This is a genomic window from Sphingomonas zeicaulis (assembly GCF_050433225.1).
Classification (GTDB): Bacteria; Pseudomonadota; Alphaproteobacteria; order Sphingomonadales; family Sphingomonadaceae; genus Sphingomonas_D; species Sphingomonas_D zeicaulis.
In genome coordinates this window covers 1,393,195-1,415,990 of sequence record NZ_JBNPXQ010000001.1, presented here as the reverse complement: position 1 = coordinate 1,415,990, position 22,796 = coordinate 1,393,195, and the positions used below count along the sequence as shown (strand labels likewise).

The following is a 22,796-nucleotide window of genomic DNA, read 5'->3' as shown; positions in this document are numbered from 1 at the left end:
ATACCCTACAGTGTCAGGCCCAGCGTCTCGTCCTGCCCGGTCAGGATATTGAGCGTCTGCACCGCAGCACCGGCAGCTCCCTTGCCGAGATTGTCGAGCGCGGCAATCAGCCGCACTTGGCCGCCATCGGGGCTGGCAAACAGAAACAGGTCGAGCCGGTCTGTGCCGGCGGCATGTTCGATGGTCAGCCCGGCCAGCGCCTCGGCCGGCATAACCCGCACGATCGGCGAAGCGGCATAATGCGCCTCCAGCACCTCACGCAGCGCGGCTGGCGTCGGCCGCCCGGGCATCGACGCAAGCTGCAGCGGCACCTCGACGATCATGCCGCGAAGCGTGTGCACCACCGCGGGCGCGAACAGCGGCGGCACCGTGAGGCCGGCGTGGCTCATCATCTCGGGCACATGCTTGTGCGCGAGGTTCAGCCCATAGCCGCGCCATGCGGTATCGGTGTCGCCATTCTCGAACTCGGCGATCATCGCCTTGCCGCCACCCGAATAGCCAGAGACGGCGTTGACGCTGATCGGCCAGTCCGCGGGGATCAGGCCGGCGGCGACCAGCGGCCGCACCAGCCCGAGGAAGCCGGTGGGGTAGCAGCCGGGGTTGGAGACGCGCATCGCCGCCGCCAGCCGCTCACGGCCGCCCGGTTCGATCTCGTGGAAGCCATAGGCCCAGCCGGCCGCCACGCGATGCGCGGTCGATGCGTCGATCACCCGCGTGTGCGGATTGTCGATCAACGCCACCGCTTCACGCGCCGCATCGTCGGGCAGGCACAGGATCGCGACATCGGCGGCGTTCAGCGCCTCGCGGCGGGCGCCGGCATCCTTGCGCCTGTCGTCGGGCAGTTCAATCCGGCTGATATCTGCGCGACCGGCAAGCCGTGCCTCGATCTCGAGCCCGGTGGTGCCGGCACCGCCATCGATGAACAAGTTGGTCATGCGCCCAGCCTCCGAACGAGCAGATCTTCGCTCCCCAGGCGGGCGAGCACGTCGGCCAGCGGCTCGGCGACCACAGCCCCCGCGCTGCCGCTCGCGTGGATCAGCGTGTCCGAATCGGCCATGATGCCGGCATGGCCGGCAACGAAGACAAGGTCGTTACGCACGGCAGTGCCGTCGTCGATCACCGTGCCCAGTGCGCTACGCTGAAGATCGACATCACGGGGCGCGGCAGCGCCGAAAGGCGCGAGCGCGATCTGGATGAGCCCGCCAGCATCGACGCCAGCACCGCTCCGCCCGCCAGTGAGGAAGGGTGTGCCAATCAGCGACTGCGCGAGCGCGGCGGGATCAGCATGATTGCCGGCAGTCGACATGCGTACCGCCTTGTCGTCGCCAGCCCCGAGCCCGTCGAGCGCGACATAGCCGACGTAATGGTCGTGCGCGCAATAGCCCCAGGCCCAGCCGCCGCCTATGTCGATCGCGGCGAAATGCTCGCCCAGCAGCAATTCGGATGTCTGGCGGCCGGCAGGACCCGGCCGATCATAGAGCGGCAGATGAGCAACTGTTGCAACCATCATCATCGGACGCGCGTAATGCGGCGCAAACAGGCGACCGGCGAGGGCGATGTCGGCGATGTCGCGCCGCGCGGCGTGAACGCGCGGATCGTAGCTCCAGGACGTTCCTGTGAGCGCGAAACGTTCAGGCCGTGACGCGTTCGCGCTGGGGGACCTTGCCGTGATCGTCGATGAGATTGCCGAAGCCTTCAAGAAAATCCGTTCCTTCCCGCGTGCGCGCGACGAAGATATTGCGGCGGTCCGCTTCGTCACGCTGGCGGCGCAGATAGCCGAGCGCGCCCAGCCTGTTCAAGGCGCGCGTGACAACCGGCTTCGAAACATTCAACCCGCGCGCGAGGCCGCGCACGGTGTGCGGTCCCGGCGTGAGATAAACGAGCAGCATCAGCGCCATCTGGCGGTTGGTAAGGTCTGGTTCACCCGAGCGGACATAGTCGACGAGAGTCTCCATCCATCCCCTCAGTCCTCGCTCCGGCACGTCCCGTTACTCCGACTGTTATGCGGCGTTGCAGAGAACGCGCAAACCTCGGGCTGGTTTCGTGTCCGATCCGTTTACTGTGAGGCGGTTAGCTGGAAGCCTGCGCGGGGAAGCGCTGGGAGAGCGACCGCCACGCCGCGCGCAGCCCCAACGCTTCGCCGCCGCGCGGGCGGCCAGGCTTGGCCGCGGGTCGCCATGCGAAGGTGTCGAGATGCGCCCATTGCACGGTTTCGGGCACGAACCTGCGCAGGAACAGCGCCGCCGTCACCGCTCCGGCGAAGCCGCCTTCAGGCGCATTGTTGAGATCGGCGATGTCGGACTTGAGCATCTCGTCATAGCCTGACCACAGCGGCAGCTGCCACAGCGGGTCGTCGACCGCGCTGCCGGCTGCCAGCAACCCGGCCGCGAGCGCATCGTCGTTGCTGAACAGGGCGGGCAGGTCGGGACCAAGTGCGACGCGGGCGGCGCCGGTAAGCGTGGCGAAGTCGATGACGAGTGCGGGGCTTTCCTCGACCGCGCGGGTCAGCGCGTCGGCCAGGATCAGTCGGCCTTCTGCATCGGTGTTGCCGATCTCGACGCTCAGCCCCTTGCGGCTGCGCAGGATGTCGCCGGGCCGGAACGCGTCGCCGGCGATCGCGTTCTCGACGGCGGGCACCAGCAGATGCAGCCGCACCGGCAGTCGCGCGGCCATCACCAGCCGCGCCAGCGCGATAGCATGCGCCGCGCCGCCCATATCCTTCTTCATCAGCCGCATGCCGGAGGATGGCTTGATATCGAGCCCGCCGCTGTCGAAGCACACGCCCTTGCCGACGATCGCCACGCGAGGATGTTCGGGCCGGCCCCAGACCAGCTCAAGCATTCGCGGCGCGCGCGCGGGATCGGCCGCGCGGCCTACCGCATGCACCATCGGGAACTGCTCCGCGAGCGCCTTGCCGCCGGTGACGACCGCCTTGGTGCCGAAGTCGCGTGCCAGCGCCTCCACTTCCGCCTGAAGCTGCGCGGGGCCCATGTCGGCGGCCGGCACGTTCACCATGTCGCGGACCTGGCCGACCGCGCCAGCGATCCGCACCGTCTCGTCGATACGCGCGGCGTCGCGTGACAGCAATGTGCGCGGTGCCGCGGCGGCCTCGGCGCTGCGATAGCGATCGAAGCTGTAATGCGCGAGCAGCCAGCCCAGCGTCGCGGCGCCGGGATCTCCGCTCTCCAGCCGGTAGACACCTTCTGGCAACTGCCCCGCGGCCTTGGCGAGGCACCATGTGCCCAGCGACTGGACATCGGTAACGCCGGCGACGACACTCCATTCCTCGGGCTTTTCACCCGGCAGGATCGCCATCGCCTGGGCTTCGCCCTTGAACTTCTGCGCGGCGACCGCGGCGCGGGTGCGCGGCGGTTGCAGCCTCAGCCAGCCTTCGAAGCCGGCTTTGTCGACGAGGGCGATCGAAACCGCGGATTGCCCGCGATCGGGCTGGAGCGAAGCGGAAAAGTCGGTCATGCTCCCTGTTACGGCCTGTTCGCGCCGGGTGGAAGCATTGCTATGCGACGCTGCGGGAAGGGAAAATGATGGGGCAATGGGGCAGATGGCTGCTGATCGCATCGATCGCGCTGGCGCTTGGTGGATGTTCCCTGCGCAAGATGGTCGATCGCCTCGTTTCGGATGAGGATCGCGCGCTGGCGATGGGGGTGATCGAGGATATCCGCACCCGCGACGCGACTGGATTCGATGCGATACTGGCACCCGGGATCAAGGCGGACAGCCTGCCGCAGCTTGCCACCGCCGCAGGCCACTTCCCCGCCAGCCCCGGCAAGACCGAGTTCATCGCCTATTCGACCAACAGCAATTACGAAAATGGGAAGAGCAGCAGCAGCAAGTCCTTCACGCTCGTCACCACCGACGAGAAGACGTGGACGACGACGAAGCTGCAGTTCGCATCCGAAGGCGGCCCATTGCTGCTGACGGGCTGGAACGTCGAACGATCCCAGACCAAGCCAGCCGATCTCGAGGCGCTGGAGACGGTGGACAAGGTGTTGCCGATCGTCGGCATGATCATGCTGATCTTTGCGATCGGGTTGATCGCGCTGATCGTCATCCTCGTGCGCCGCTCGCAGCGGCGTGACCGCGAACTCGGCATCCGTCCGCCGCGCTGACTGCGACGAGCGGCTACCCAGCCGCTTCAGGCCGCCTGCAGCGGAACGCCGAACAGGTCGTGGTCGTCGGCGTCCTCGATCAGCACTGGCACGATGTCGCCGGGCTTCAGGCCCGTCGTGTCGCGGAGTTGGACCTCGCCGTCGATCTCGGGCGCATCCGCCTTGGATCGACCGGTGGCACCGCCATCCTCGTCGACCAAGTCGATGATCACGTCGAGCGTGCGGCCGATCTTCGCCTGGAGCTTTTCCGCCGAAATCGCCGCGGTCTTCTCCATGATCCGGGCGTAGCGCTCTTCCTTGACTTCTTCGGGCACGGCGCCGGGCAGCGCGTTGGCCGCAGCGCCCTCGACGGGTTCGAAGCGGAATGCGCCGACGCGGTCGAGTTGCGCCTCGTCGAGCCAGTCGAGCAGATACTGGAAGTCCGCCTCGGTCTCGCCGGGGAAGCCGACGACGAAGCTCGAACGAACGGCGATGTCGGGGCAGATCTCACGCCAGCCGCGCAGCCGCTCAAGCACCTTGGCCTCGTTCGCCGGGCGCTTCATCGCCTTCAGCACATTGGGCGCCGCATGCTGAAACGGGATGTCGAGATAGGGGAGCAGCAGCCCCTCCGCCATCAGGGGGATGACCTGGTCGACATGGGGATAGGGATAGACATAGTGCAGGCGCACCCAGGCGCCGAGCTTGCCGAGTTCGCGCGCCAGATCGGTCATGTGCGCGCGCACCTCGCCGCCCTTCCAGGGCCACGCCTTGTGACGCAGGTCCACGCCATAGGCCGAAGTATCCTGGCTGATCACCAGCAGTTCGCGCGTGCCTGCGCCGACGAGCTTTTCGGCTTCGCGCAGCACCGCATCCGGCCGGCGCGACGCCAGGTCGCCGCGGATCGAAGGGATGATGCAGAACGAACAGCGGTGGTTGCAGCCTTCCGAGATCTTCAGATAGCTGTAGTGCCGCGGCGTCAGCTTCAGACCGCCTTCGGGAACGAGGTCGACGAAGGGGGAGGGGACGGGCGGCGCCGCCTCATGTACGGCACCCACCACCGCCTCATATTGATGAGGGCCCGTCACAGCGAGCACGTTGGGGAAGCGGGCGCGGATCACGTCCGCCTCGTTGCCCATGCAGCCGGTGACGATCACGCGACCATTCTCAGCGATGGCTTCGCCGATCGCTTCGAGGCTTTCTTCCTTCGCGCTGTCGAGGAAGCCGCAGGTGTTGACGAGGACGACGTCCGCGCCGGCATAGTCGGGCGACAGCCCGTAGCCGTCCGAACGCAGCTTGGTGAGAATCCGTTCGCTATCGACCAATGCCTTGGGACAGCCAAGCGAGACCATGCCGACTTTCGGCGGGGTGGGAAGTTTCGTTGCCATGGGAGGCCGCCCACATAGGCGTTCCTCACCCAATTGTCATCCCGTCGCGAAGCGCAGCCATCTCACCCTGTCGCACAACCGTCTCGAAACCGTCACGACTGTCGCAAACCTGTCTCGCACAATTCATTTCCGGGTCATGGAGCGCATCTAGCGCGCCATGGTTGGCGGTGGGGATTGTCCTGATTGCCGCTCAACGACAACAGGGAGTCCAGCCATGTCCCATCTGACCGACGAGGCGCGTGCCGCCTCGCGTGCCGACCAGGTCGTCACCATGCCCGAGGGGTCGACCCTCGAGGAAATCGTCGCCGCCAATCCTGCGCGTCGCTCCGTTCTGAAGCAGAGCGCCGGCCTGGCGCTCGTCTTCGGCCTCGGCGGCTTCACCGCCGCCTGCGACGACGACGATGATTCGCCCGCGCCGACCCCAACGCCGACGCCGACCCCCACTCCGACACCGACTCCCACTCCCACGCCGACCCCCACCCCGACGCCGACGGTGAGCTATGCGGTGACGTTCCAGCCGGTGGCCGAAAACCAGAACGACCAGGTTACCGTTCCGGCCGGCTATGTCGCCGAGGTGCTGTTCAAGGCGGGCGATCCGGTGCTGCCGGGTTCGACCGGCTATTCGGGCGCGTTCCAGCCTTCCAGCGAGACGCTTGCGCTCGCAGGCGGCAACCATGACGGCATGGAATTCTTCGAGATCCAGGGCGTCGACCCGAACAAGGGCGGCCTGCTCGCGATCAACCACGAATATCCCGATCTCAACATCCTGTTCGCGGATTCCGCCTACGACCCCGCGACCGCGACCGAAGAGCAGAAGCGTCTGGTCGCCTCGCATGTCGGCGTCTCGGTCATCGAGGTCGTTCGTGCGGACAACGGCAAGTGGTCGGTGAAGAGCGATTCGCCGCGCAATCGCCGTTGGCATGGTCGCGTCAGCTACAACATGAGCGGCCCGGGCACCGCGATCACCGGCACCAAGGCGGTGGGCACGCTGAACAACTGCGCCAGCGGCCGGACGCCGTGGGGCACCTACCTGACCTGCGAAGAGAGCACGGACAATTATCTCGAGCCCGCGCGTCCCGCCCATCATTATGGCTGGGTGCTCGAAATCGATCCGTACAACGAGTTCGGCGTGCCGACCAAGCGCACCGCGCTCGGCCGTTTCGACCATGAGAACACCGCCTATCTGACCGACAGCGCCAACCGCGTCGCGATCTACATGGGCCATGACGGTACGCCGGGTTGCATCTACAAGTTCGTGCCCGCGAGCCCCTATTCGACGACCACCCGGTCGATGAACAAGGATCTGCTCGACAACGGCACGCTCTATGTCGCGCGTTTCAATGGCGACGGCACCGGCGAGTGGCGCGAACTGACCCAGGGCAAGAACGGGCTGGTCGTCGGCGCGACCGATCCGGGCAACACGTCGCAGGGTCCGCAGACGCCGCAGACCGTCGACTTCGCCACGCAGGCGGATGTGGTCGTCAACACGATCGCGGCGGCGCGAGTCGCCGGCGGCACCGTGATGGACCGTCCGGAATGGATCACGGTCGCCCCGGACAAGTCGATCCTGTGCACGCTGACCAACAACAGCAGCCGTCGCGTGACCGATCCGGCCAACCCGCGCGTCACCAATCGCCATGGCCACATCATCAAGTGGCGCGAAGCGGGTGACTCGCCGCTGGCGACCACCTTCACCTGGGAGATCTTCCTGCTCGCCGGCGATCCGGTGCTGCGTTCGGGTGGCACCAACCTGGTCGGCGACATCAACGGCGACACCTTCTCCAGCCCGGACGGCTTGCGCGTCGACCCGCAGGGCCGCCTGTGGGTGCAGACCGATCACTCGCTCCCCGGGACTTCCGGCGTGAGCGGCGTGACGATCGTCGACGCGTTCGGCAACAACTCGATGTACCACATCGATACGGAAACGAAGCGGTCGACGCGCTTCCTCGTCGGCCCGGTGGGCTGCGAGATCACCGGTATCGCCTACACGCCGGATCTGGCGACCTTCTTCATCAACATCCAGCATCCGACCGAGAATTGGCCGGTGAACGGTGAAGAGCCGCGCTCCTCGACGATCGTGGTGCGTCGTACCGACGGCAAGCCCGTCGGCGCCTGATCGTCCGTCGACTGGACGAGAAGGAGGGCGGCAGCTTCGGCTGCCGCCCTTTTTCGTTCAGGCCTTCGTCGGCTCTCCGCCCTGCTTGGCGCGAGCCCACAGCGCCTCCTTCGCATCGAGATCGAGCAAGGCGAAACCGTCACCCGCCATCGCCTCCATTGCGCGGAAGCGGCGCTCGAACTTCGCGTTGGCGGTGCGCAGCGCGACCTCGGGGTCGACATCTTTGTGGCGTGCCCAGTTGACGACCGCGAACAGCAGGTCGCCGATCTCCTCTTCGATATGCGCGGCGTCGGTCGCCTCGACAACCTCGAGCATTTCCTCCTCGACCTTCTGCCGCGGTCCTTCCTCGTCCGGCCAGTCGAAGCCGACGCGGGCGGCGCGGTTCTGGATCTTTACGGCGCGGAGCAAGGCGGGCAGCGACAGCGCGACCCCGGCGAGCGCGCTCGGATCGGGTTCCTTTGCCTTGCGCTCCTCCGCCTTGATCCGCTCCCACGATCCAGGCCCGCCGCCGCCATCGCCGAACACATGCGGGTGGCGCCGGATCATCTTCGCGCAGATCGCGGCGACGACGTCGCCCAGCGCGAAGGCGCCGGCTTCCTCGGCCATCCGGCTGTGGAACACCACCTGCAGCAACAGATCGCCAAGCTCGTCCTTCAGCGCCGCCATATCGTCGCGCTCGCAGGCGTCGGCGACCTCATAGGCTTCCTCGATCGTGTAGGGCGCGACCGTCTTGAAGGTCTGCGCGACGTCCCACGGGCAGCCGTTCACGGGGTCACGCAGCTGCGCCATGATCGCAACCAGCGGCTCCACAGACGCGTTATCGGCCGTGGTGCGCGAAAGGGCAGGGGGCCGGACGGTCTCGGTCATTACATACTCCCGTACAACTGACATGTGCCTATGGCCTGCTGTAGGCCGGTGAAGGTCCCCTTGCCCGATCTTTTCTGGCAGAGGGATGGAAAGGTCAAAACAGGAAGGAACGGCCATGGCCGATCGCGATCCCACCCTCCCGCATGCCGATGACCATCATATCGACGGCGTTGCGCCCTATGACGGGCCGGCGGGCGGATGGGGGGCGTTGCGCGCGGTGGCGGTGGCGATCAAGGAGCAGATGGGTGCTTCCACAGACACCCGCGCGCTGCTGCAGATGAACCAGCCGACCGGATTCGACTGCCCCGGTTGTGCCTGGCCGGACCCCAAGAAAACCTCCTCCTTCGAGTTCTGCGAGAATGGCGCCAAGGCCGTCACCTGGGAGGCGACGGCCAAGCGCGTCGACGCCGATTTCTTCGCGCGCCACAGCGCCACCGAATTGTTCGGCTGGAGCGATCATGCGCTGGAGGATGCCGGCCGCCTGACCCATCCGCTACGCTACGACGCCGCCACCGACCATTTCACGATCATTCCGTGGGACGAGGCGTTCGCGCGGATCGGCGCCGGGCTACAGGCGCTGGAAGATCCCAACCAGGCCGAATTCTATTGCTCGGGGCGTGCCTCGAACGAGGCGGCCTTCCTCTACCAGCTTTTCGCGCGCGCCTTCGGCACCAACAATTTCCCCGACTGTTCCAACATGTGCCACGAGGCGACCAGCGTCGGGCTGCCCAAGTCGATCGGCGTGGGCAAGGGCACAGTGACCTTGGAGGATTTCGACGAGGCTGACGCGATCTTCTGCATCGGGCACAATCCCGGCACCAATCACCCGCGCATGCTCTCCACCTTGTCTGCGGCGGCGCGGCGCGGCGTGCCGATCGTCGTCGCCAACCCGATGCGCGAGCGTGGGCTGGAGCGGTTCAAGTCGCCGCAGCATCCCAGCGAAATGCTGACGCCGAGCTCGACGCAACTCGCCTCCGCCTATCATCTGCTGCGCGTCGGCGGTGACAGCGCGATGCTCAAGGGCATGATGAAGGCGCTGCTGGAGATGGATGCGGCTGATCTGGCGGCGGGCGGGCCAGGGTTGCTCGACCGACCGTTCATCGCCGAACACACCACCGGCTTCGAAGCGCTCGCTGCGGATCTTGCCGCCACCGAATGGGGCGATGTCGTTCGCCGTTCCGGCCTGACCCGGGACGCGATCGAGAGCATGACGAAGACCTATGCCGCGGCCGAGCGGGTGATCCTCTGCTACGGCATGGGCATCACCCAGCACGGTCATGGTACCGCCAATGTCCAGTTGCTTGCCGACCTGCTGCTGCTGCGCGGCAATATGGGAAAGCCGGGAGCGGGCATCTGCCCATTGCGCGGCCACAGCAATGTGCAGGGTGACCGCACCGTCGGCATCACCGAGATCCCCGGCGAGGCGATGCTGGCGCGGCTCGACGCGCGTTTCGGCATCACCAGCCCGCGCGCGCACGGCCACGCCGCGGTGGAATCACTGCAGGCGATGCGCGAGGGGCGCTCGAAGGCGCTGATCGCGCTGGGCGGCAACCTCGCGGTCGCGATGCCCGATCCGGAAGCCAGCTTCGCCGCGTTCCGCAAGCTCGACCTGTCGGTGAACATCCTCACCAAGTTCAACCGCACCTGCCTGCTTCTGGCGCGCGAGACGATCGTGCTGCCCTGCCTCGGCCGCACCGAGCATGACGAGCAGGAGAGCGGATCGCAGTACATCACGGTCGAGGATTCGATGTCGATGGTCCACGCGTCGCGCGGCCGGCTGAAGCCCGCGACGCCCGATCTCAAATCCGAGCCGGCGATCGTCGCCGGCATGGCGAAGGCGACGCTGCCAAACGTCGCGATCGACTGGGACTGGCTGGTCGCGGACTATGACCGGATCCGCGACGCGATCGAGGCAGTGTTTCCCGACTTCCGCGAATTCAATGCGCGCGTGCGGCAGAAGGGTGGCTTCCGCCTGACGGTCGGCGCTTCCGACCGGGTGTGGAACACGCCGGACGGCAAGGCGCATTTCATCGTTCACCCCATCACCGGCGCCAAAGGCGATGATGGCGAACTGATGCTGACGACGGTGCGCAGCCACGACCAGTACAACACCACGATCTACGGACTGAACGATCGCTATCGCGGCGTCACCGGCCGGCGCGACATCGTGTTCGCCAATGCCGAGGATCTGGCGGCAATGGGGCTGAAGCATGGCGATGTGGTCGACATCGCGGCGGGGCCAGGCAGGGCGCTGCGGGGATATACGGTGGTCGCGCACGCGATCGCGCGGGGATCGCTCGCGGCCTATTATCCGGAGGCGAACTGCCTGGTGCCGCTGGAGGACCATGATCGCGAGAGCGGGACGCCGTCGTACAAGTCGGTGCGGGTGACGATGACGGCCGCACGGGCGGAGGCTCCGGCCGAAACCGCCTGACCGCCTATCCGGCGCTCAGACGGCGACGATCTCGCCAAGGATATGGTCGAGCAGCAGCATGCCGGCGGGGAGCACGCGCAACCGATCGCCGTCGCGCTCGATCACATCCTGCGCCGCCAGCCGTTCCAGCCGCGCCGCATCGATCAGCCGCTCGACGGGGACGCCGGATCGCGCCGCGACGCGGCTCAGTGACAGGCCCTCGTCCAGTCGCAGCCCCATCAGCAGTGCCTCGGCGGCGCGTTCTTCCGGGGTCAGCATATCCTCACGCTCGATGCCGTGTGCATTGCGGTCGATCGCGGCCAGCCAGTTCTCCGGTTTGCGCCGGCGCTGCGTGGCGACGCCGCCGCGCCGGCCATGCGCGCCGGGGCCGACGCCGAGATAATCGTCGTACCGCCAGTAGGCCAAGTTGTGCCGGCTCTCCTCGCCTGGCCGGGCGTGGTTGGAGACTTCGTAAGCGGGGATGCCCGCCGCCGCGCTCGTCTCGCGCGTCGCCTCGAACAGGTCGGCGGCGGCATCGGGGTCGAGCGGGTGCATGCGCCCGGCGGCGACCTCGGTCGCGAAGCGCGTGCCGGGCTCGATGGTAAGCTGGTAGAGTGAGAGATGGCCGGTACCGAAACCGATCGCGCGGTTCAGCTCGCGCGCCCATTGGTCGGGTGACTGGTTGGGCCGCGCATAGATCAGGTCGAAGCTGACCCGGCAAAAATGGCGCTGGGCGACATCTAGCGCGCCTAGCCCTTCGTTCACATCATGCGCGCGGCCGAGGAAGGCGAGCGTCGCGTCGTCGAGCGCCTGCAGCCCCAGCGAAACCCGATTGATGCCGGTCGCCGCGAGATCGGCGAAGCGCGCTGCCTCCACTGAGGAGGGATTGGCCTCCAGCGTGACCTCGATGTCGGGAGCGAAGCCCCAGAGCTGCCGCGCCTCGTCGATGATCGCGGCGACGGTCGCGGGGGGCATCAATGAAGGTGTGCCGCCGCCGAAGAAGATCGAGGTCAGCGGCCGGCGCTCGAAGTTTTCCGCCTCATGCCGCAGGTCGGTCAGCAGCGCGCGGCGCCAATGATCCTGATCGACCGCTGCGCGGACATGGCTGTTGAAATCACAATAGGGGCATTTGGAAACGCAGAACGGCCAGTGCACATAGAGCGCCAACGGATCGGTTGTATCGAGGGATGTCATGATGATCGCCGCGCGCCATAGCCTTCGGCGGGTGCTTTGGCCAATGCTGATCGCGGCCGGCGCCGCGTCGTCCACACCGGCGGGGGCAGAGGAAGAGGAATTTCCCGTCCAGCGCAGGGCATGGGTCGACCAGCGCCCGCAACCGCGCGGCACGGCGCTGCTGCGATCGGAGATGGTGCGCATCCACAATCGCACGCGCGCCGATGCCGGCATGGCCGCACTGGCGTGGAGCGATGTGTTGGCGCGCGACGCCGCCGGCTATGCGGCAATCATGGCGCGCAGCGGCCGCTTCGCTCACAGCGCGCTGCCGCGCGGCAATCCGGTGCAGGGCGAGAATATCTGGATGGGCACGCGTACCGCCTACGCCTATCGCGAGATGGCGGACAGCTGGGTGCGCGAAAAGCCGCTGTTCAAGCGCGGTCGCTTTCCAGACGTCAGCCGGAACGGCAATGTCCGTGACGTTGGACATTATACCCAGATCATCTGGCGCACGACGACGGCGTTCGGCTGCGGTTTCGCAGCAAGCCGGACGCATGAGTATCTGGTGTGCCGCTACACGCCGTCGGGCAATGTGATCGGGTTCGATCCGATGGTGGGAACGCCGACGCGGAAATAACCCCTCCCGCGCAACGGGAGGGGAGGAAGAAGTCAGAAAACCGCGGCGACCAGCTTCGCGAACGCGTCCGCGCGATGGCTCATCGCATGTTTGCGCTCGGGATCCATCTCGCCGAAGGTCTCGGTGTCGCCATTGGCGAGGAATATCGGGTCATAGCCGAAGCCATGTTCGCCCTTGGGCGGCCACACCAATGTCCCGTCCACCCGGCCTTCGAAACATTCGATATGACCGTCCGGCCAGGCCAGTGCCAGCGCGCAGACGAAATGCGCGTCGCGCCCCGCTTCCGGACCGGCCTCGACCAGCTTGTTGTGGACAAGCTGCATCGCCAGCCCGAAATCGCGCGCCGGCCCCGCCCAACGCGCCGAGAAGATCCCCGGATCGCCGTTCAGCGCCTCGACGCACAGGCCGCTGTCATCCGCCAACGCGGGCAGGCCGGAAAGATCGGCGGCCTGCATCGCCTTCAGCTCGGCATTGGCGACAAAGGTGGTGCCGGTCTCCTCGGGCTCTGGCAGGTCCAACGCCTTGGCTGAGACCGGCTCGACGCCGAACGGCGCGAGCAGCGCGCGGATCTCGCGCACCTTGCCCTCGTTGTGGCTGGCGATCACCAGCCGGCCGGGCTGGAGCTTGCGGATCGCCTGGGGGACCGGCTCCTCGCTCACCGGCCGGCGGCCCGGCGCTGCGCGGCGAAGATTTCGTTGCAGCCGATCCGCGCAAGGCGGAGCAGGCGCAGCAGCGCTTCCTCGTCATAGGTCGCGCCTTCGGCGGTGGCCTGCGCCTCGGCGATGTTGCCATTGTCGAGCAGCACGAAGTTCGCATCGGCATGCGCGTTCGAATCCTCGATATAATCGAGGTCGAGCACCGGCGTGCCTTCGTAGATGCCGCAGGAGACGGCCGCGACCTGCGCGGTGATCGGATCGGTTTCGAGCAGCTTCTTTTCGAGCAGCCCGTCGATCGCCAGCCGCAGCGCGACCCATGCGCCCGAGATGGAGGCGGTGCGGGTGCCGCCATCGGCCTGGATGACGTCGCAGTCGATCGTGATCTGGCGCTCGCCGAGGGCCTTGAGGTCGACCACGGCGCGCAGCGAGCGGCCGATCAGCCGCTGGATTTCCTGCGTGCGGCCCGATTGCTTGCCTTTGGCGGCCTCACGGTTGCTGCGGGTGTGCGTGGCGCGGGGCAGCATGCCATATTCGGCCGTGACCCAGCCTTCGCCCTTGCCGCGAAGAAAGGGCGGTACGCGCTCCTCGACGGAGGCGGTGACGAGGACGCGCGTTTCGCCGAAGCTGACGAGGACGCTGCCCTCGGCATGTTTAGTGAAACCGGGTTCGATGCTGATGGCCCGCATCTGGTCGGGCGTGCGGCCTGAAGGGCGCATGTTGCTCCAATCGCTTGAGGTCGGCCGCCCTTATCCGTTAAGCGGTGAGGATTGCAACGGCTGGCCGGACGAGGCGGAATCCGAACCCGATGAAGATGCTGCTTCCCCTATTCGCCGGCCTCGCGGCGCTGGCGGCCTGCGCCCCATCCGGCGGCACGGAACCGGCACCGGCTCCTGCGGGCGCTGCGCCGACGATCGCCTTTGACATTTCGAGCTGGGGCAAGCCGCTGGTGCAATGGGAGCTCGCGTCCGATGGCACCGGCTTCCATGTCGAATCCAAGCAGGGCAAGGGCGGGTTCAGCCATTATGTGCTGACGAGACGGCGGCTCGACGTGGGCGCGGCGGGCTATGCCGAAATCCGCGCGCTGCTGGCGGGGGCGGAGCGCTATGCCGGCCGCGAGCTGCCCTGCAAGCTGCAGATCACCGACCAGGCCTATGGCAAGCTCTCCTGGAACGACGCTTCCACCAGCTTCAACTATGGCTGCCGCTCGCCGCAGGCCGATGATGTGCTCGCCGCCATTGAAAAGGCCAATGAGCGCCTCAAGATAGGGGCGGGGAAGGGCGAGATCCTGGGCACGGACGAAGTCGGGGCGCCCCGATAAGGTGCAGATGGCGAGCACGACGATCACCGAACTGAACGACCGGGCACGCGATATCTTTCGCGTGGTCGTGGAGAATTATCTCGAATCGGGCTCGCCGGTCGGGTCGCGGACAATCTCCAAGCTGGCCGGCTTCAGCCTGTCACCCGCCTCGATCCGCAACGTCATGCAGGATCTGGAAGAACTCGGCCTGCTCGCATCGCCGCACACCTCTGCGGGCCGCATGCCCACCGAACTCGGCCTGCGCCTGTTCGTCGACGGGATGATGCAGACGGCGGAGCCATCCGCGGCCGAGCGCGCGGCGATCGCGGCGCGGGTCGATACCGGCGGGCCGATCGAGGACGCGCTCGCCGCGGCTACCTCCGTCCTGTCTGGCCTTTCATCCTGTGCGGGCATGGTGCTGGTGCCGCAGCGCGAGGTGGTCCTGCGCCAGTTCGGCTTCGTGCCGCTCTCTCGCCATCAGGCGATGGCGGTGCTGGTGGGGCAGGATGGCAGCGTCGAGAACCGCGTCGTCGCCATTCCCGATGCCGTCACGCCGTCGATGCTGATCGAGGCCGGCAATTATATCAGCGCGCGGCTTTCCGGGCTTACCCTGGGCGATGCGCGCGGGCGGCTGGCGAAGGAGATCGGGGCGGGGCGGGCGATGCTCGACCGGATGTCGGCCGAACTGGTCAGCCAGGGCCTCGCCGTCTGGTCCGAAGATGGCGAGCGGCGGCCGGTGCTGATCGTGCGAGGACAGGCGAACCTGATCGACCAGGGTGCGGCGGCCGATCTCGAACGCGTCCGCCAATTGCTGGAAGAGCTTGAGGACAAGGAAGAGATTGTGCGCCTGCTGGACAGCGCGCGCGAGGGCGCGGCGACCAAGATCTTCATCGGATCGGAGAACAAGCTCTTCTCGCTGTCCGGCTCCTCGGTTATCGCCGCGCCCTATCGCGGGGCCGACGGGCGCGTGGTCGGCGTGGTGGGCGTGATCGGTCCCACCCGGTTGAACTATGCCCGGGTCGTTCCCATGGTGGATTTCACGGCGCAAACATTGTCGCGCCTGATGGGTTGAAGACGAGACGCTGGAAGAGAGCATAGATGCAGGACAACGAGACGACCGAGCAGGGTGAAGCCGAGGCGCTGCGCGAGGAAACCGCGGAAGTCGCCCCCGAAGTGGCCGAGCATGATCGGCTGCGCGAGCTTGAAGACCAGCTCGCCGCCGCGCGCCAGGATGTGCTCTACGCGCAGGCGGAAACGCAGAATGTGCGTCGCCGGCTGGAGAAGGACGCACAGGATGCGCGCGCCTATGCCGCGACTGGCTTCGCGCGTGACATTCTGTCGGTAGCCGACAATCTCGGCCGCGCGCTCGACGCGATCCCCGCGGATCTGCGCGAGGACGATAAGTTCAAGGGGCTTGTGACCGGCCTCGAGGCCACCGGCCGCGAACTGGCCAGCGTGTTCGAGCGCAACGGCATCAAGAAGGTCTCGGCGCTGGGCGAACAGCTCGATCCCAACCGCCATCAGGCGATGATCGAACTGCCTTCCGCCGATGCCGAACCTGGCACGATCGTGCAGGAGATGCAGGCCGGCTACATGATCAAGGATCGTCTGCTGCGTCCGGCGCTGGTCGCGGTGGCCAAGGCGGGCTAAGTTTTTTCCTCCCTGAGCCTTGCTCGGGGAGGAGGACCGCGCGTGCCCGCGCGTGGGGGAAGGGGGCGGCTCGGAGCCTGTCGTTCAAGCATGGTTTGATCGGCTGCCTCGGCGCCGGCTCCTCCACCACCAATCCCCTGTCGGACGCCGCGCGCCGGAGAGGAAAGGTGAGTGCCGCAGCGCTCAGTTCCCCTCCGACGCGCTGGCCTTTTTCGTCACTCAACAGCTGCTTCGAGCATCCGGATCGTCCCGGCCTCGGCATCGATCTCCGCCATCGCGCCTACCGGCAGGCTGAACTGGTTAGCGATATGGCCGAACATGCCGCCCTGGAACACCGGCACGCCGAGTGGCTTGAGATGATGCTCCAGCACCTCGTTGAGCGTGAAGCCCCCATAGGAGGGGCCCGTGGCGCGGCAACTCGTGCATTGCCCGAACACAACGCCGGCCACACGGCGCAGGATGCCCGCGAGCGCGAGTTGGGTCAGCATGCGATCGATGCGATATTCGGCTTCGTCGACATCCTCGAGAAACAGGATCGCACCGTCGAAATCGGGCAGATAGGGCGTGCCGACCAGCGCCGAGAGCACGGTGAGGTTGCCGCCCAGAAGCCGCCCGGCCGCCTTGCCCGCGCGGATGGCCTTGGTGCGCCACAGCCGCTGCACGAGCCTGTCCTCGCTCCCCGCCGGGTTGCGATAGGTCGGCGTCGCGCCTTCGAACACGAGACTGCGGAAGGCCTGCCATGACAGGTCACCCCACGAGCTTGCTGCATTGGGCCCGTGGATCGTGGTGAAGCCGGCGCGCGCCGCAAAGGCGAGGTGAAGCGCGGTGATGTCGCTGAAGCCGATCAGCAGCTTCGGATTGCGGCGGATCAGGCCGAAATCGAGGTGCGGCAGGATCCGCGCACAGCCCCAGCCGCCGCGCACCGCGAACACCGCGTGCACGGCGTCGTCTGCGTACATGGCGTTGATGTCGGCGGCGCGATCTTCATCGGTGCCCGCCAGATAGCCCGATCGCGTGGCGACATGCGGCGCAATCCGGGGCACGAGCCCCATCGCGACGATCGTTTCCTGCGCAAGGCCCAGTTCGACATCGTCAGCGGAGAAGCCTGCCGGCTCGACCAGCGCCACCGTATCGCCGGCTCGCAGCCGCGGTGGTTTGCGCAGCACCCGCGGCGTCGCCGACAGCAAGGGGGCGGCGGCACCGGCCGACAGCGCGGCGAGAGCGCCCTGGAGCGCGGATCTTCTGCTCAGCATGGCGTTGGCATAGCCTGTGCCATCACCATTGCACACCTTTCACCGGCTTCAGCGGCTCGGGCGCGGGTTCGTCGATTGCCTGCAGCAAGTCGATCTCGATCGTGCGGCACATCGTGCTCAGCGGCACGTCATGCACCGTGTTGGCGAACGGATCGACCAGATCGTCGCCGACGCGCAGCACGGCAAGGAACATCAGCCCCGCCAACGTCGATCCCAGGGGTGTGGCGAAACCCAGCGTCTCGACCAGCCCGATCGGCATCAGCACACAGAAGATGTGGGTGAAGAACATCGGGAAGAAGCGGAACTGGCTGGGAAGGGGGGTGTTGCGCAACCGCTCCATGCCACCTTGCGCGTTGGAGATATCAACCAGCAGCCGTTCGATCTGCGTCTGCTGGATCGTGTCGATCCACCCCGCGCCCAATGCGTCGGCTACGCGACGGCCGGCACCGTCCGCCAGCCCGTTCGCCGCATTGACACGGGCGATCGCCGGATCGTCCTGCCCCTTGGCGAGAAATCGGAACACATCCTCGTCCAGCGTCTGCCGTCGCAACTGGCAGCGCAGCGCGTTCACATAGGCGATCTGGCGGAAGACGATCGATCGCTTGAGTTGGGTCGCGGCCGGATCGGTCATGAAGTTGCGCACCGCGCGCGCGAGGCTGCGCGAGGCGTTGATCATCTGCCCCCACAATATGCGGCCTTCCCACCAACGCTGGTAAGCGGAGTTGCTGCGGAAGCCGAGGAACAGCGCCAGCGCGGTGCCGAAGATCGTCAGCGGCAGTGCCGGCGCGCGAAATGGCAGGATGTAATAAGCGATGGTGACAACGCAGTCCCACACGAACAGTACGGTCAGCGGCTTCCAGACTTCGGTGGCGATCTGGCGCGTGTTGGGTATCGCGTCGAGGATCATCGGCTTGGGGCTCCCTGGAGGGGCGGATCTGGCGTCCGCAGGATTTGCGTCCCGTCATAACGCATAGCAGCCGCAGGGTTCCGCGACGACGGCCGACAGAGCGGCGAAACTTAGCCATTGCGCTAAGCTTTAGCCTCGATATACTTAGCCATATGGAACAGTATTCGCTACGTTTGGACGGTATTTTTCAAGGCCTCGCCGATCCTACGCGCCGCGCGGTGCTGCGGCGGCTGAGCCGCGGGCCGGCCAGCGTCAGCGAACTGGCGGCGCCCTTCGCGATCAGCCTGCCATCTTTCATGAAGCATATCCGTTCGCTGGAGAGCAGCGGCTGGATCGTCACGCGCAAGCAGGGCCGCGTCCGCACGTGCGAGATGCAGCGCAGTGCGCTGGCGGATGCGGATAGCTGGCTTTCCGAACAACGCGCGCTCTGGGAGGCGCGCTTCGACCGTCTCGACGCATGGCTGGAGAGTGAGGAATGACCGACGGTAAGCTTGATCTGGAAATCGTTCGGCAGGTGGCGGCGCCGCCCGCGAAAGTGTGGCGCGCGTGGAGCGATCCCGACATTCTGAAGCTCTGGTGGTGCCCGAGACCGTGGACCACCGAGGTTCGCGCGCATGATTTCCGCACCGGCGGCGCCTTCCACACCTTCATGAGCGGCCCCGATGGCGGCACCAGCGACAATCCGGGCCTGTTCCTGGATGTCGTGCCGATGCAGCGGATCGTTTGGACCTCGATGCTGGTCGAGGGCTGGCGGCCGGCGGAGCCATGGCTGCCGATGACGGGCATCTTCCTGATCGAGCCCGAGGACGGCGGCACCCGCTACACGGCGCGCTGCCTCCACCGCAACGATGCCGAACGGGCCAAGCATGAGGAAATGGGCTTCTTCGATGGCTGGGGAACGATGATCCAGCAGATGGAGGATGTCGCGAAAGGGTTGGACTGAGGAGCAGATTCGAACATCAGTTCGAAATCCAAACTTCAGTCTCTCCCAAACTTTCGTTCGACCTGAGCGCAGTCGAGCGAGCCGAGAGCCGAAACCCGCCTGGAGCGCGGCCCAACGCTGGCTCGGCCGCGCTCGACGGTCCCCTCGAGGTTGCTCGGGACGACCGGCGGTAGGAGGCGTCTTCGGTAATCCGGTCTACCGCTCCAGCAACCGGGGCATCAGTTCCACGAAGTTGCACGGGCGGTGCCGGATATCGAGCTGGCTGGCGAGGATGCCGTCCCACCCATCCTTCACCGCGCCGGTCGAGCCGGGAAGGGCGAAGATATAGGTGCCTGTAGCGACGCAGGCGGTGGCACGCGACTGGATTGTCGAGGTGCCGATTTTCTGGAAGCTGAGCCAGCGGAAAAGTTCGCCGAAGCCGGGGATCTCCTTGTCGGCAACGCGCATCAGCGCCTCGGGCGTTACGTCGCGGCCCGTGACGCCGGTCCCGCCGGTGGTAATCACGCAGTCGACCTGGGGGTCGGCGATCCAGCCGCGCAATTGCTCGACAATCAGGTCGGCATCATCCCTTAGGATCGCCCGCGCGGCGAGGATGTGGCCGGCATCGGTCAGTCGCTGGACGAGCGTATCGCCCGAACGATCCTCGGCAAGGCCGCGCGTGTCGGAAACGGTGAGAACGGCGATGCGGACGGGAACGAACGCCCGCTCCGCGTCATTCGGCACTGGCGACGCCGGACACGGAATCGAGCCGCACCGCAGTCGCGCCGGGAAGCCCCGGGAAGCGCGGCCACATGCCCTGCGACATCGCCTTCAGGCTCGCCGACTGCTGGCCGGCCTGCGACTGGTACATCCAGTAGTTGCGCAGGATGATCGCGACATAGCCGCGGGTTTCCCAATAGGGGATGCTCTCGATGTAAAGCAGCGGATCGCCCATGTCGCGGGCGCGCGCGTTCCAGTCACGCACCGGTGCCGGCCCGGCATTATAGGCGGCGATCACCTTGGGCAGCAGGCCCTGCGTGCCCGAGAAATCGCGCAGCGCCTCGATATGCGACTGGCCATATTCGATGTTGGTCGACGGATCGGTCAGCTTCTCTCGCGACCAGCTTTCGCCGCGGCGCTTAGAGATGTCGATCGCGGCGGCGGGCATGATCTGCATGAGGCCATAGGCACCGGCGGGACTGACCACATCGGTGCGGAAGCGCGATTCCTGCAGCGCGTGCGCGAACACCAGCGACTTGTCGACGCGCCAGCCACCCACCGGCGTCCAGTCCGGCGCAGGATAGCGCGCGCTGGCGCCGGGATGCGCGCCGGCAGGGCCGTTCTGGGCCAGCCAAAGCTGCGTGGTCGGCAGGTTGAGGCGCTTGGCGAGGTGCAGCAGCGCGGCATGATCGGTGCTGTCGCAGATGCGGGCATGGTAGCGCAGCGTCTCGTCGGCAGCGCTCAGTTCGCCGATCTCGGCGAGCGCGGCCGCGACGCGAATGTTCGAATTGCCGCTCAGTCGATCCCAGTCGGTCGCGGTCAGGTCACCGCTGCGATCGACGGTCGGCTTCAGCCCCATCGCCTGAAGTGCGAGCAGGCCGTAGAAGGTTTCTTCCGCGCGGGCGGCGGCGCGCAGCTTGGGCTGCACCTTCTCCGGCGTCTTGCACACCATGTCGGCGCGCGCCGACCAGTAATAGCCCGCCGCACGCAACTCGGCATCGCTCGCCCTGCGGCCCACGGAATCAAACGCGATGCCGGCGGCGCGGCAATCCTGCTGGCGCCAGGCCGCGAGACCGGCGACCCAATCCGCTTGCACCGCCCAATCACCGGTGCCGGTCTGCGCCAGCGCGGCGAGGCGACGCGCGGAAGCATCCTCACCGGTGAGGAAATAGGACCAGGAGACGCGCTGCCGCCACTCGGTGAGTGCGTCGGGCGTCAACTGGCCGGCCTTGTCCTCCACCAGCGCTTCAGCCTCGGAGGGGCGGTCTTCCTTGATCAACGGCAGGATGCGCGCTTCGAGCTGCGCGGCGACGATATCGCTGCGGCTCATCGATGCGGCGCGACGGCGGATCGGCGCGGAGCCGAGCCAGGACAATTTCTGCGGTTCGGGCACCGCCGCGACCTCGACGCCGCCACGGCTGCGCGCCATCCGCACGAGCTGCGGCGCCTGCGGCAGTCCCGGCGACGACGCGAGCAGCGCCTCGATCTGCGTCAGTTCCGCCTTTGGCGAGCCCTTGGCGGTCAAGATTTCGGCACGCGCATAGTCGCTGAGCGGGCCGCGCGGCATGACATCGAGCTGCGCAGCGGCGTCGGACCAACGGCCGCCACGGATTGCCGAGAAGATCGCACGATATTGATCACGCTGCTGCGGCGTGAGCTGGGCAGGCAGGCGTGCGGGGCGCGCAGCCGCTGCGTTGGCCGAAGCGACCGCCAGCGTCGTTGCAGGCACGGTGTCGGCTTCGGCCGTCGTTGCCAGCGAAATGGTCGCGGCGAGCGCCAGAAACGAGACAGTGAGCTTCACTGGCCGGGTCCCCCGTTGAGCAGCAGCAGATCGCGCCACGCTTCGCCCTTCAGCGCCGGCTGCTTCAGCAACTGGCGCGGGTGAAAACTGGCAACGGCCTCAACCTTGATGCCGCCATGGTTAATGGTACGTAAACTGCCGCGCGCTGCAAGGAAGCCCATGCCGAGAAGTGCACGGTTCGGCGCATCGCCCAGCAACAGCAGGCGTTTCGGGCGCGCCATCTGGACGTGGTGGCCCAGTATATGCCCCAGCTTCTCCAGATTGGCGCCGTCGATCCGACCGCCCACAGGGCGCGCGCTGGCCAGCGAGGCAAGATAGATCGATGCGCGATCATGCCCGATCGCGGCCAGCATGCGATCGAAGAGGCGGCCGGCGGCGCCGCCAAGCAGGCGGCCCTCGGCAGCATCATCGTCATCAGGCAAGTCGGTTACGATCATCAGGCCGCTCGCGGGATCGCCGGCGGGGGCGATGCGGGGCGTACCCCATCGCGCCTCGGGTGCAGCGGGATCATTGGCGACCCACGTCTGAAGCGCATCGAGCGTGTCGGGGAGTTTGAGACGCGGCGCTTCCGCCGGCACGGCATCCGGGCGTGGAGCCTCGCGCGCGACCGGCGATGCCGCGCCTTCCGTAACGGAAGGCGACCGCGCCGCTGCGGCGCGAGGCGGTTGCAGCCAGTTGCGCGGCGCGTCATCGACCAAAAAATCGACGCCGGCCTCGTGCCACCAGCCCATCATGCTCGCAAAAGCGTCTATGTCGTTCAACCCGGTCCCACCCCGCATGGACGATACTAGGCTAGGCAGTTGACGGATTGGTCAATCATCATGCACCGCCGATGGTGACCAAACGTTTTGTGGACAGGACAAGCCGCGTTGACGGAGCGGCGAGGCGGGATT

23 protein-coding genes are annotated in these 22,796 nt (G+C 66.8%); 9 read left to right on the top strand and 14 right to left on the bottom strand.

Features of this window, described 5'->3' with window-relative positions:
- Window positions 1–5: 5 nt before the first annotated feature.
- The 4 genes from argC to FHS96_RS06650 form a co-directional block, all read right to left on the bottom strand.
- Complete coding sequence (gene argC / locus FHS96_RS06665) at window positions 6–935, bottom strand: N-acetyl-gamma-glutamyl-phosphate reductase (RefSeq protein WP_429588692.1); 930 nt, start codon at window positions 933–935, stop codon at window positions 6–8.
- The gene (locus FHS96_RS06660) at window positions 932–1,513 is read right to left on the bottom strand and encodes a C40 family peptidase (protein WP_429588691.1); all 582 of its coding nucleotides are present in this window, start codon (window positions 1,511–1,513) and stop codon (window positions 932–934) included. The genes argC and FHS96_RS06660 overlap by 4 nt, the downstream gene beginning before the upstream one ends.
- Before the next feature lie 118 nt (window positions 1,514–1,631).
- Window positions 1,632–1,955, bottom strand: a complete 324-nt coding sequence (locus tag FHS96_RS06655; protein WP_025292147.1) for a MarR family transcriptional regulator — start codon at window positions 1,953–1,955, stop codon at window positions 1,632–1,634.
- A 115-nt stretch (window positions 1,956–2,070) separates the two neighbouring features.
- Entirely contained in the window at window positions 2,071–3,474 is a 1,404-nt protein-coding gene (locus FHS96_RS06650) for a leucyl aminopeptidase family protein (protein WP_429588690.1), read from the bottom strand.
- A 65-nt stretch (window positions 3,475–3,539) separates the two neighbouring features.
- Between FHS96_RS06650 and FHS96_RS06645 the strand changes: the two genes are divergently transcribed.
- Window positions 3,540–4,127 carry a hypothetical protein gene (locus FHS96_RS06645; RefSeq protein WP_429588689.1) on the top strand — a complete coding sequence of 196 codons (588 nt, stop codon included), beginning with the start codon at window positions 3,540–3,542 and terminating at the stop codon, window positions 4,125–4,127.
- 26 nt (window positions 4,128–4,153) lie between these two features.
- Here FHS96_RS06645 and rimO read toward each other — a convergent pair whose 3' ends face one another.
- A complete protein-coding gene (rimO, locus tag FHS96_RS06640; RefSeq protein WP_429588688.1) occupies window positions 4,154–5,491 on the bottom strand; it encodes a 30S ribosomal protein S12 methylthiotransferase RimO in 1,338 nt (445 codons plus the stop codon).
- Between the two features lie 214 nt (window positions 5,492–5,705).
- Here rimO and FHS96_RS06635 point away from each other — a divergent pair, with 214 nt between their 5' ends.
- Entirely contained in the window at window positions 5,706–7,607 is a 1,902-nt protein-coding gene (locus FHS96_RS06635; RefSeq protein ID WP_429588687.1) for a PhoX family protein, read from the top strand.
- A 57-nt stretch (window positions 7,608–7,664) separates the two neighbouring features.
- Here FHS96_RS06635 and mazG read toward each other — a convergent pair whose 3' ends face one another.
- Complete coding sequence (gene mazG / locus FHS96_RS06630; RefSeq protein WP_429588686.1) at window positions 7,665–8,474, bottom strand: nucleoside triphosphate pyrophosphohydrolase; 810 nt, start codon at window positions 8,472–8,474, stop codon at window positions 7,665–7,667.
- Window positions 8,475–8,589: 115 nt separating this feature from the next.
- On the opposite strand from mazG, the gene FHS96_RS06625 reads away from it, so the two are divergent.
- Window positions 8,590–10,908, top strand: a complete 2,319-nt coding sequence (locus tag FHS96_RS06625) for an FdhF/YdeP family oxidoreductase (protein ID WP_429588685.1) — start codon at window positions 8,590–8,592, stop codon at window positions 10,906–10,908.
- Between the two features lie 15 nt (window positions 10,909–10,923).
- Here the strand turns inward: FHS96_RS06625 and hemW are convergent, their stop codons facing one another.
- Window positions 10,924–12,081 carry a radical SAM family heme chaperone HemW gene (hemW, locus tag FHS96_RS06620; protein WP_429588684.1) on the bottom strand — a complete coding sequence of 386 codons (1,158 nt, stop codon included), beginning with the start codon at window positions 12,079–12,081 and terminating at the stop codon, window positions 10,924–10,926.
- A 1-nt stretch (window position 12,082) separates the two neighbouring features.
- Here hemW and FHS96_RS06615 point away from each other — a divergent pair, with 1 nt between their 5' ends.
- A complete protein-coding gene (locus tag FHS96_RS06615; RefSeq protein ID WP_429588683.1) occupies window positions 12,083–12,697 on the top strand; it encodes a CAP domain-containing protein in 615 nt (204 codons plus the stop codon).
- Window positions 12,698–12,729: 32 nt separating this feature from the next.
- On the opposite strand, the gene rdgB is transcribed toward FHS96_RS06615, so the two are convergent.
- Window positions 12,730–13,356, bottom strand: a complete 627-nt coding sequence (rdgB, locus tag FHS96_RS06610; RefSeq protein ID WP_429588682.1) for an RdgB/HAM1 family non-canonical purine NTP pyrophosphatase — start codon at window positions 13,354–13,356, stop codon at window positions 12,730–12,732.
- The gene (gene rph / locus FHS96_RS06605; protein ID WP_429588681.1) at window positions 13,353–14,069 is read right to left on the bottom strand and encodes a ribonuclease PH; all 717 of its coding nucleotides are present in this window, start codon (window positions 14,067–14,069) and stop codon (window positions 13,353–13,355) included. Before rph ends, rdgB begins: the two co-directional genes overlap by 4 nt.
- A gap of 89 nt (window positions 14,070–14,158) precedes the next feature.
- Between rph and FHS96_RS06600 the strand changes: the two genes are divergently transcribed.
- Genes FHS96_RS06600 through grpE form a run of 3 tightly spaced genes read left to right on the top strand, consistent with a single transcriptional unit; the run spans window position 14,159 to window position 16,300 of the window.
- The gene (locus tag FHS96_RS06600; RefSeq protein WP_429588680.1) at window positions 14,159–14,671 is read left to right on the top strand and encodes a hypothetical protein; all 513 of its coding nucleotides are present in this window, start codon (window positions 14,159–14,161) and stop codon (window positions 14,669–14,671) included.
- Window positions 14,672–14,678: 7 nt separating this feature from the next.
- Entirely contained in the window at window positions 14,679–15,722 is a 1,044-nt protein-coding gene (gene hrcA, locus FHS96_RS06595) for a heat-inducible transcriptional repressor HrcA (RefSeq protein WP_429588679.1), read from the top strand.
- Between the two features lie 26 nt (window positions 15,723–15,748).
- On the top strand, window positions 15,749–16,300 hold the full coding sequence (gene grpE / locus FHS96_RS06590) for a nucleotide exchange factor GrpE (RefSeq protein WP_429588678.1): 552 nt from the start codon (window positions 15,749–15,751) through the stop codon (window positions 16,298–16,300).
- A 215-nt stretch (window positions 16,301–16,515) separates the two neighbouring features.
- Here the strand turns inward: grpE and FHS96_RS06585 are convergent, their stop codons facing one another.
- Together FHS96_RS06585 and FHS96_RS06580 are read right to left on the bottom strand one after the other, a co-directional pair.
- A complete protein-coding gene (locus FHS96_RS06585; protein WP_429588677.1) occupies window positions 16,516–17,553 on the bottom strand; it encodes a S66 peptidase family protein in 1,038 nt (345 codons plus the stop codon).
- Between the two features lie 22 nt (window positions 17,554–17,575).
- On the bottom strand, window positions 17,576–18,460 hold the full coding sequence (locus tag FHS96_RS06580; RefSeq protein WP_429588676.1) for a bestrophin family protein: 885 nt from the start codon (window positions 18,458–18,460) through the stop codon (window positions 17,576–17,578).
- A 173-nt stretch (window positions 18,461–18,633) separates the two neighbouring features.
- Between FHS96_RS06580 and FHS96_RS06575 the strand changes: the two genes are divergently transcribed.
- Together FHS96_RS06575 and FHS96_RS06570 are read left to right on the top strand one after the other, a co-directional pair.
- Entirely contained in the window at window positions 18,634–18,939 is a 306-nt protein-coding gene (locus FHS96_RS06575; protein WP_429588675.1) for an ArsR/SmtB family transcription factor, read from the top strand.
- A complete protein-coding gene (locus tag FHS96_RS06570) occupies window positions 18,936–19,403 on the top strand; it encodes an SRPBCC family protein (protein ID WP_429588674.1) in 468 nt (155 codons plus the stop codon). Before FHS96_RS06575 ends, FHS96_RS06570 begins: the two co-directional genes overlap by 4 nt.
- Window positions 19,404–19,598: 195 nt before the next feature.
- On the opposite strand, the gene moaB is transcribed toward FHS96_RS06570, so the two are convergent.
- From moaB to FHS96_RS06555, 3 genes are read right to left on the bottom strand one after another with little or no spacing between them, the layout of a single operon-like run.
- A complete protein-coding gene (moaB, locus tag FHS96_RS06565) occupies window positions 19,599–20,126 on the bottom strand; it encodes a molybdenum cofactor biosynthesis protein B (RefSeq protein ID WP_429588673.1) in 528 nt (175 codons plus the stop codon).
- A complete protein-coding gene (locus tag FHS96_RS06560; protein ID WP_429588672.1) occupies window positions 20,116–21,903 on the bottom strand; it encodes a lytic transglycosylase domain-containing protein in 1,788 nt (595 codons plus the stop codon). The genes moaB and FHS96_RS06560 overlap by 11 nt, the downstream gene beginning before the upstream one ends.
- On the bottom strand, window positions 21,900–22,664 hold the full coding sequence (locus tag FHS96_RS06555) for a uracil-DNA glycosylase (RefSeq protein ID WP_429588671.1): 765 nt from the start codon (window positions 22,662–22,664) through the stop codon (window positions 21,900–21,902). The genes FHS96_RS06560 and FHS96_RS06555 overlap by 4 nt, the downstream gene beginning before the upstream one ends.
- Between the last annotated feature and the right edge of the window lie 132 nt (window positions 22,665–22,796).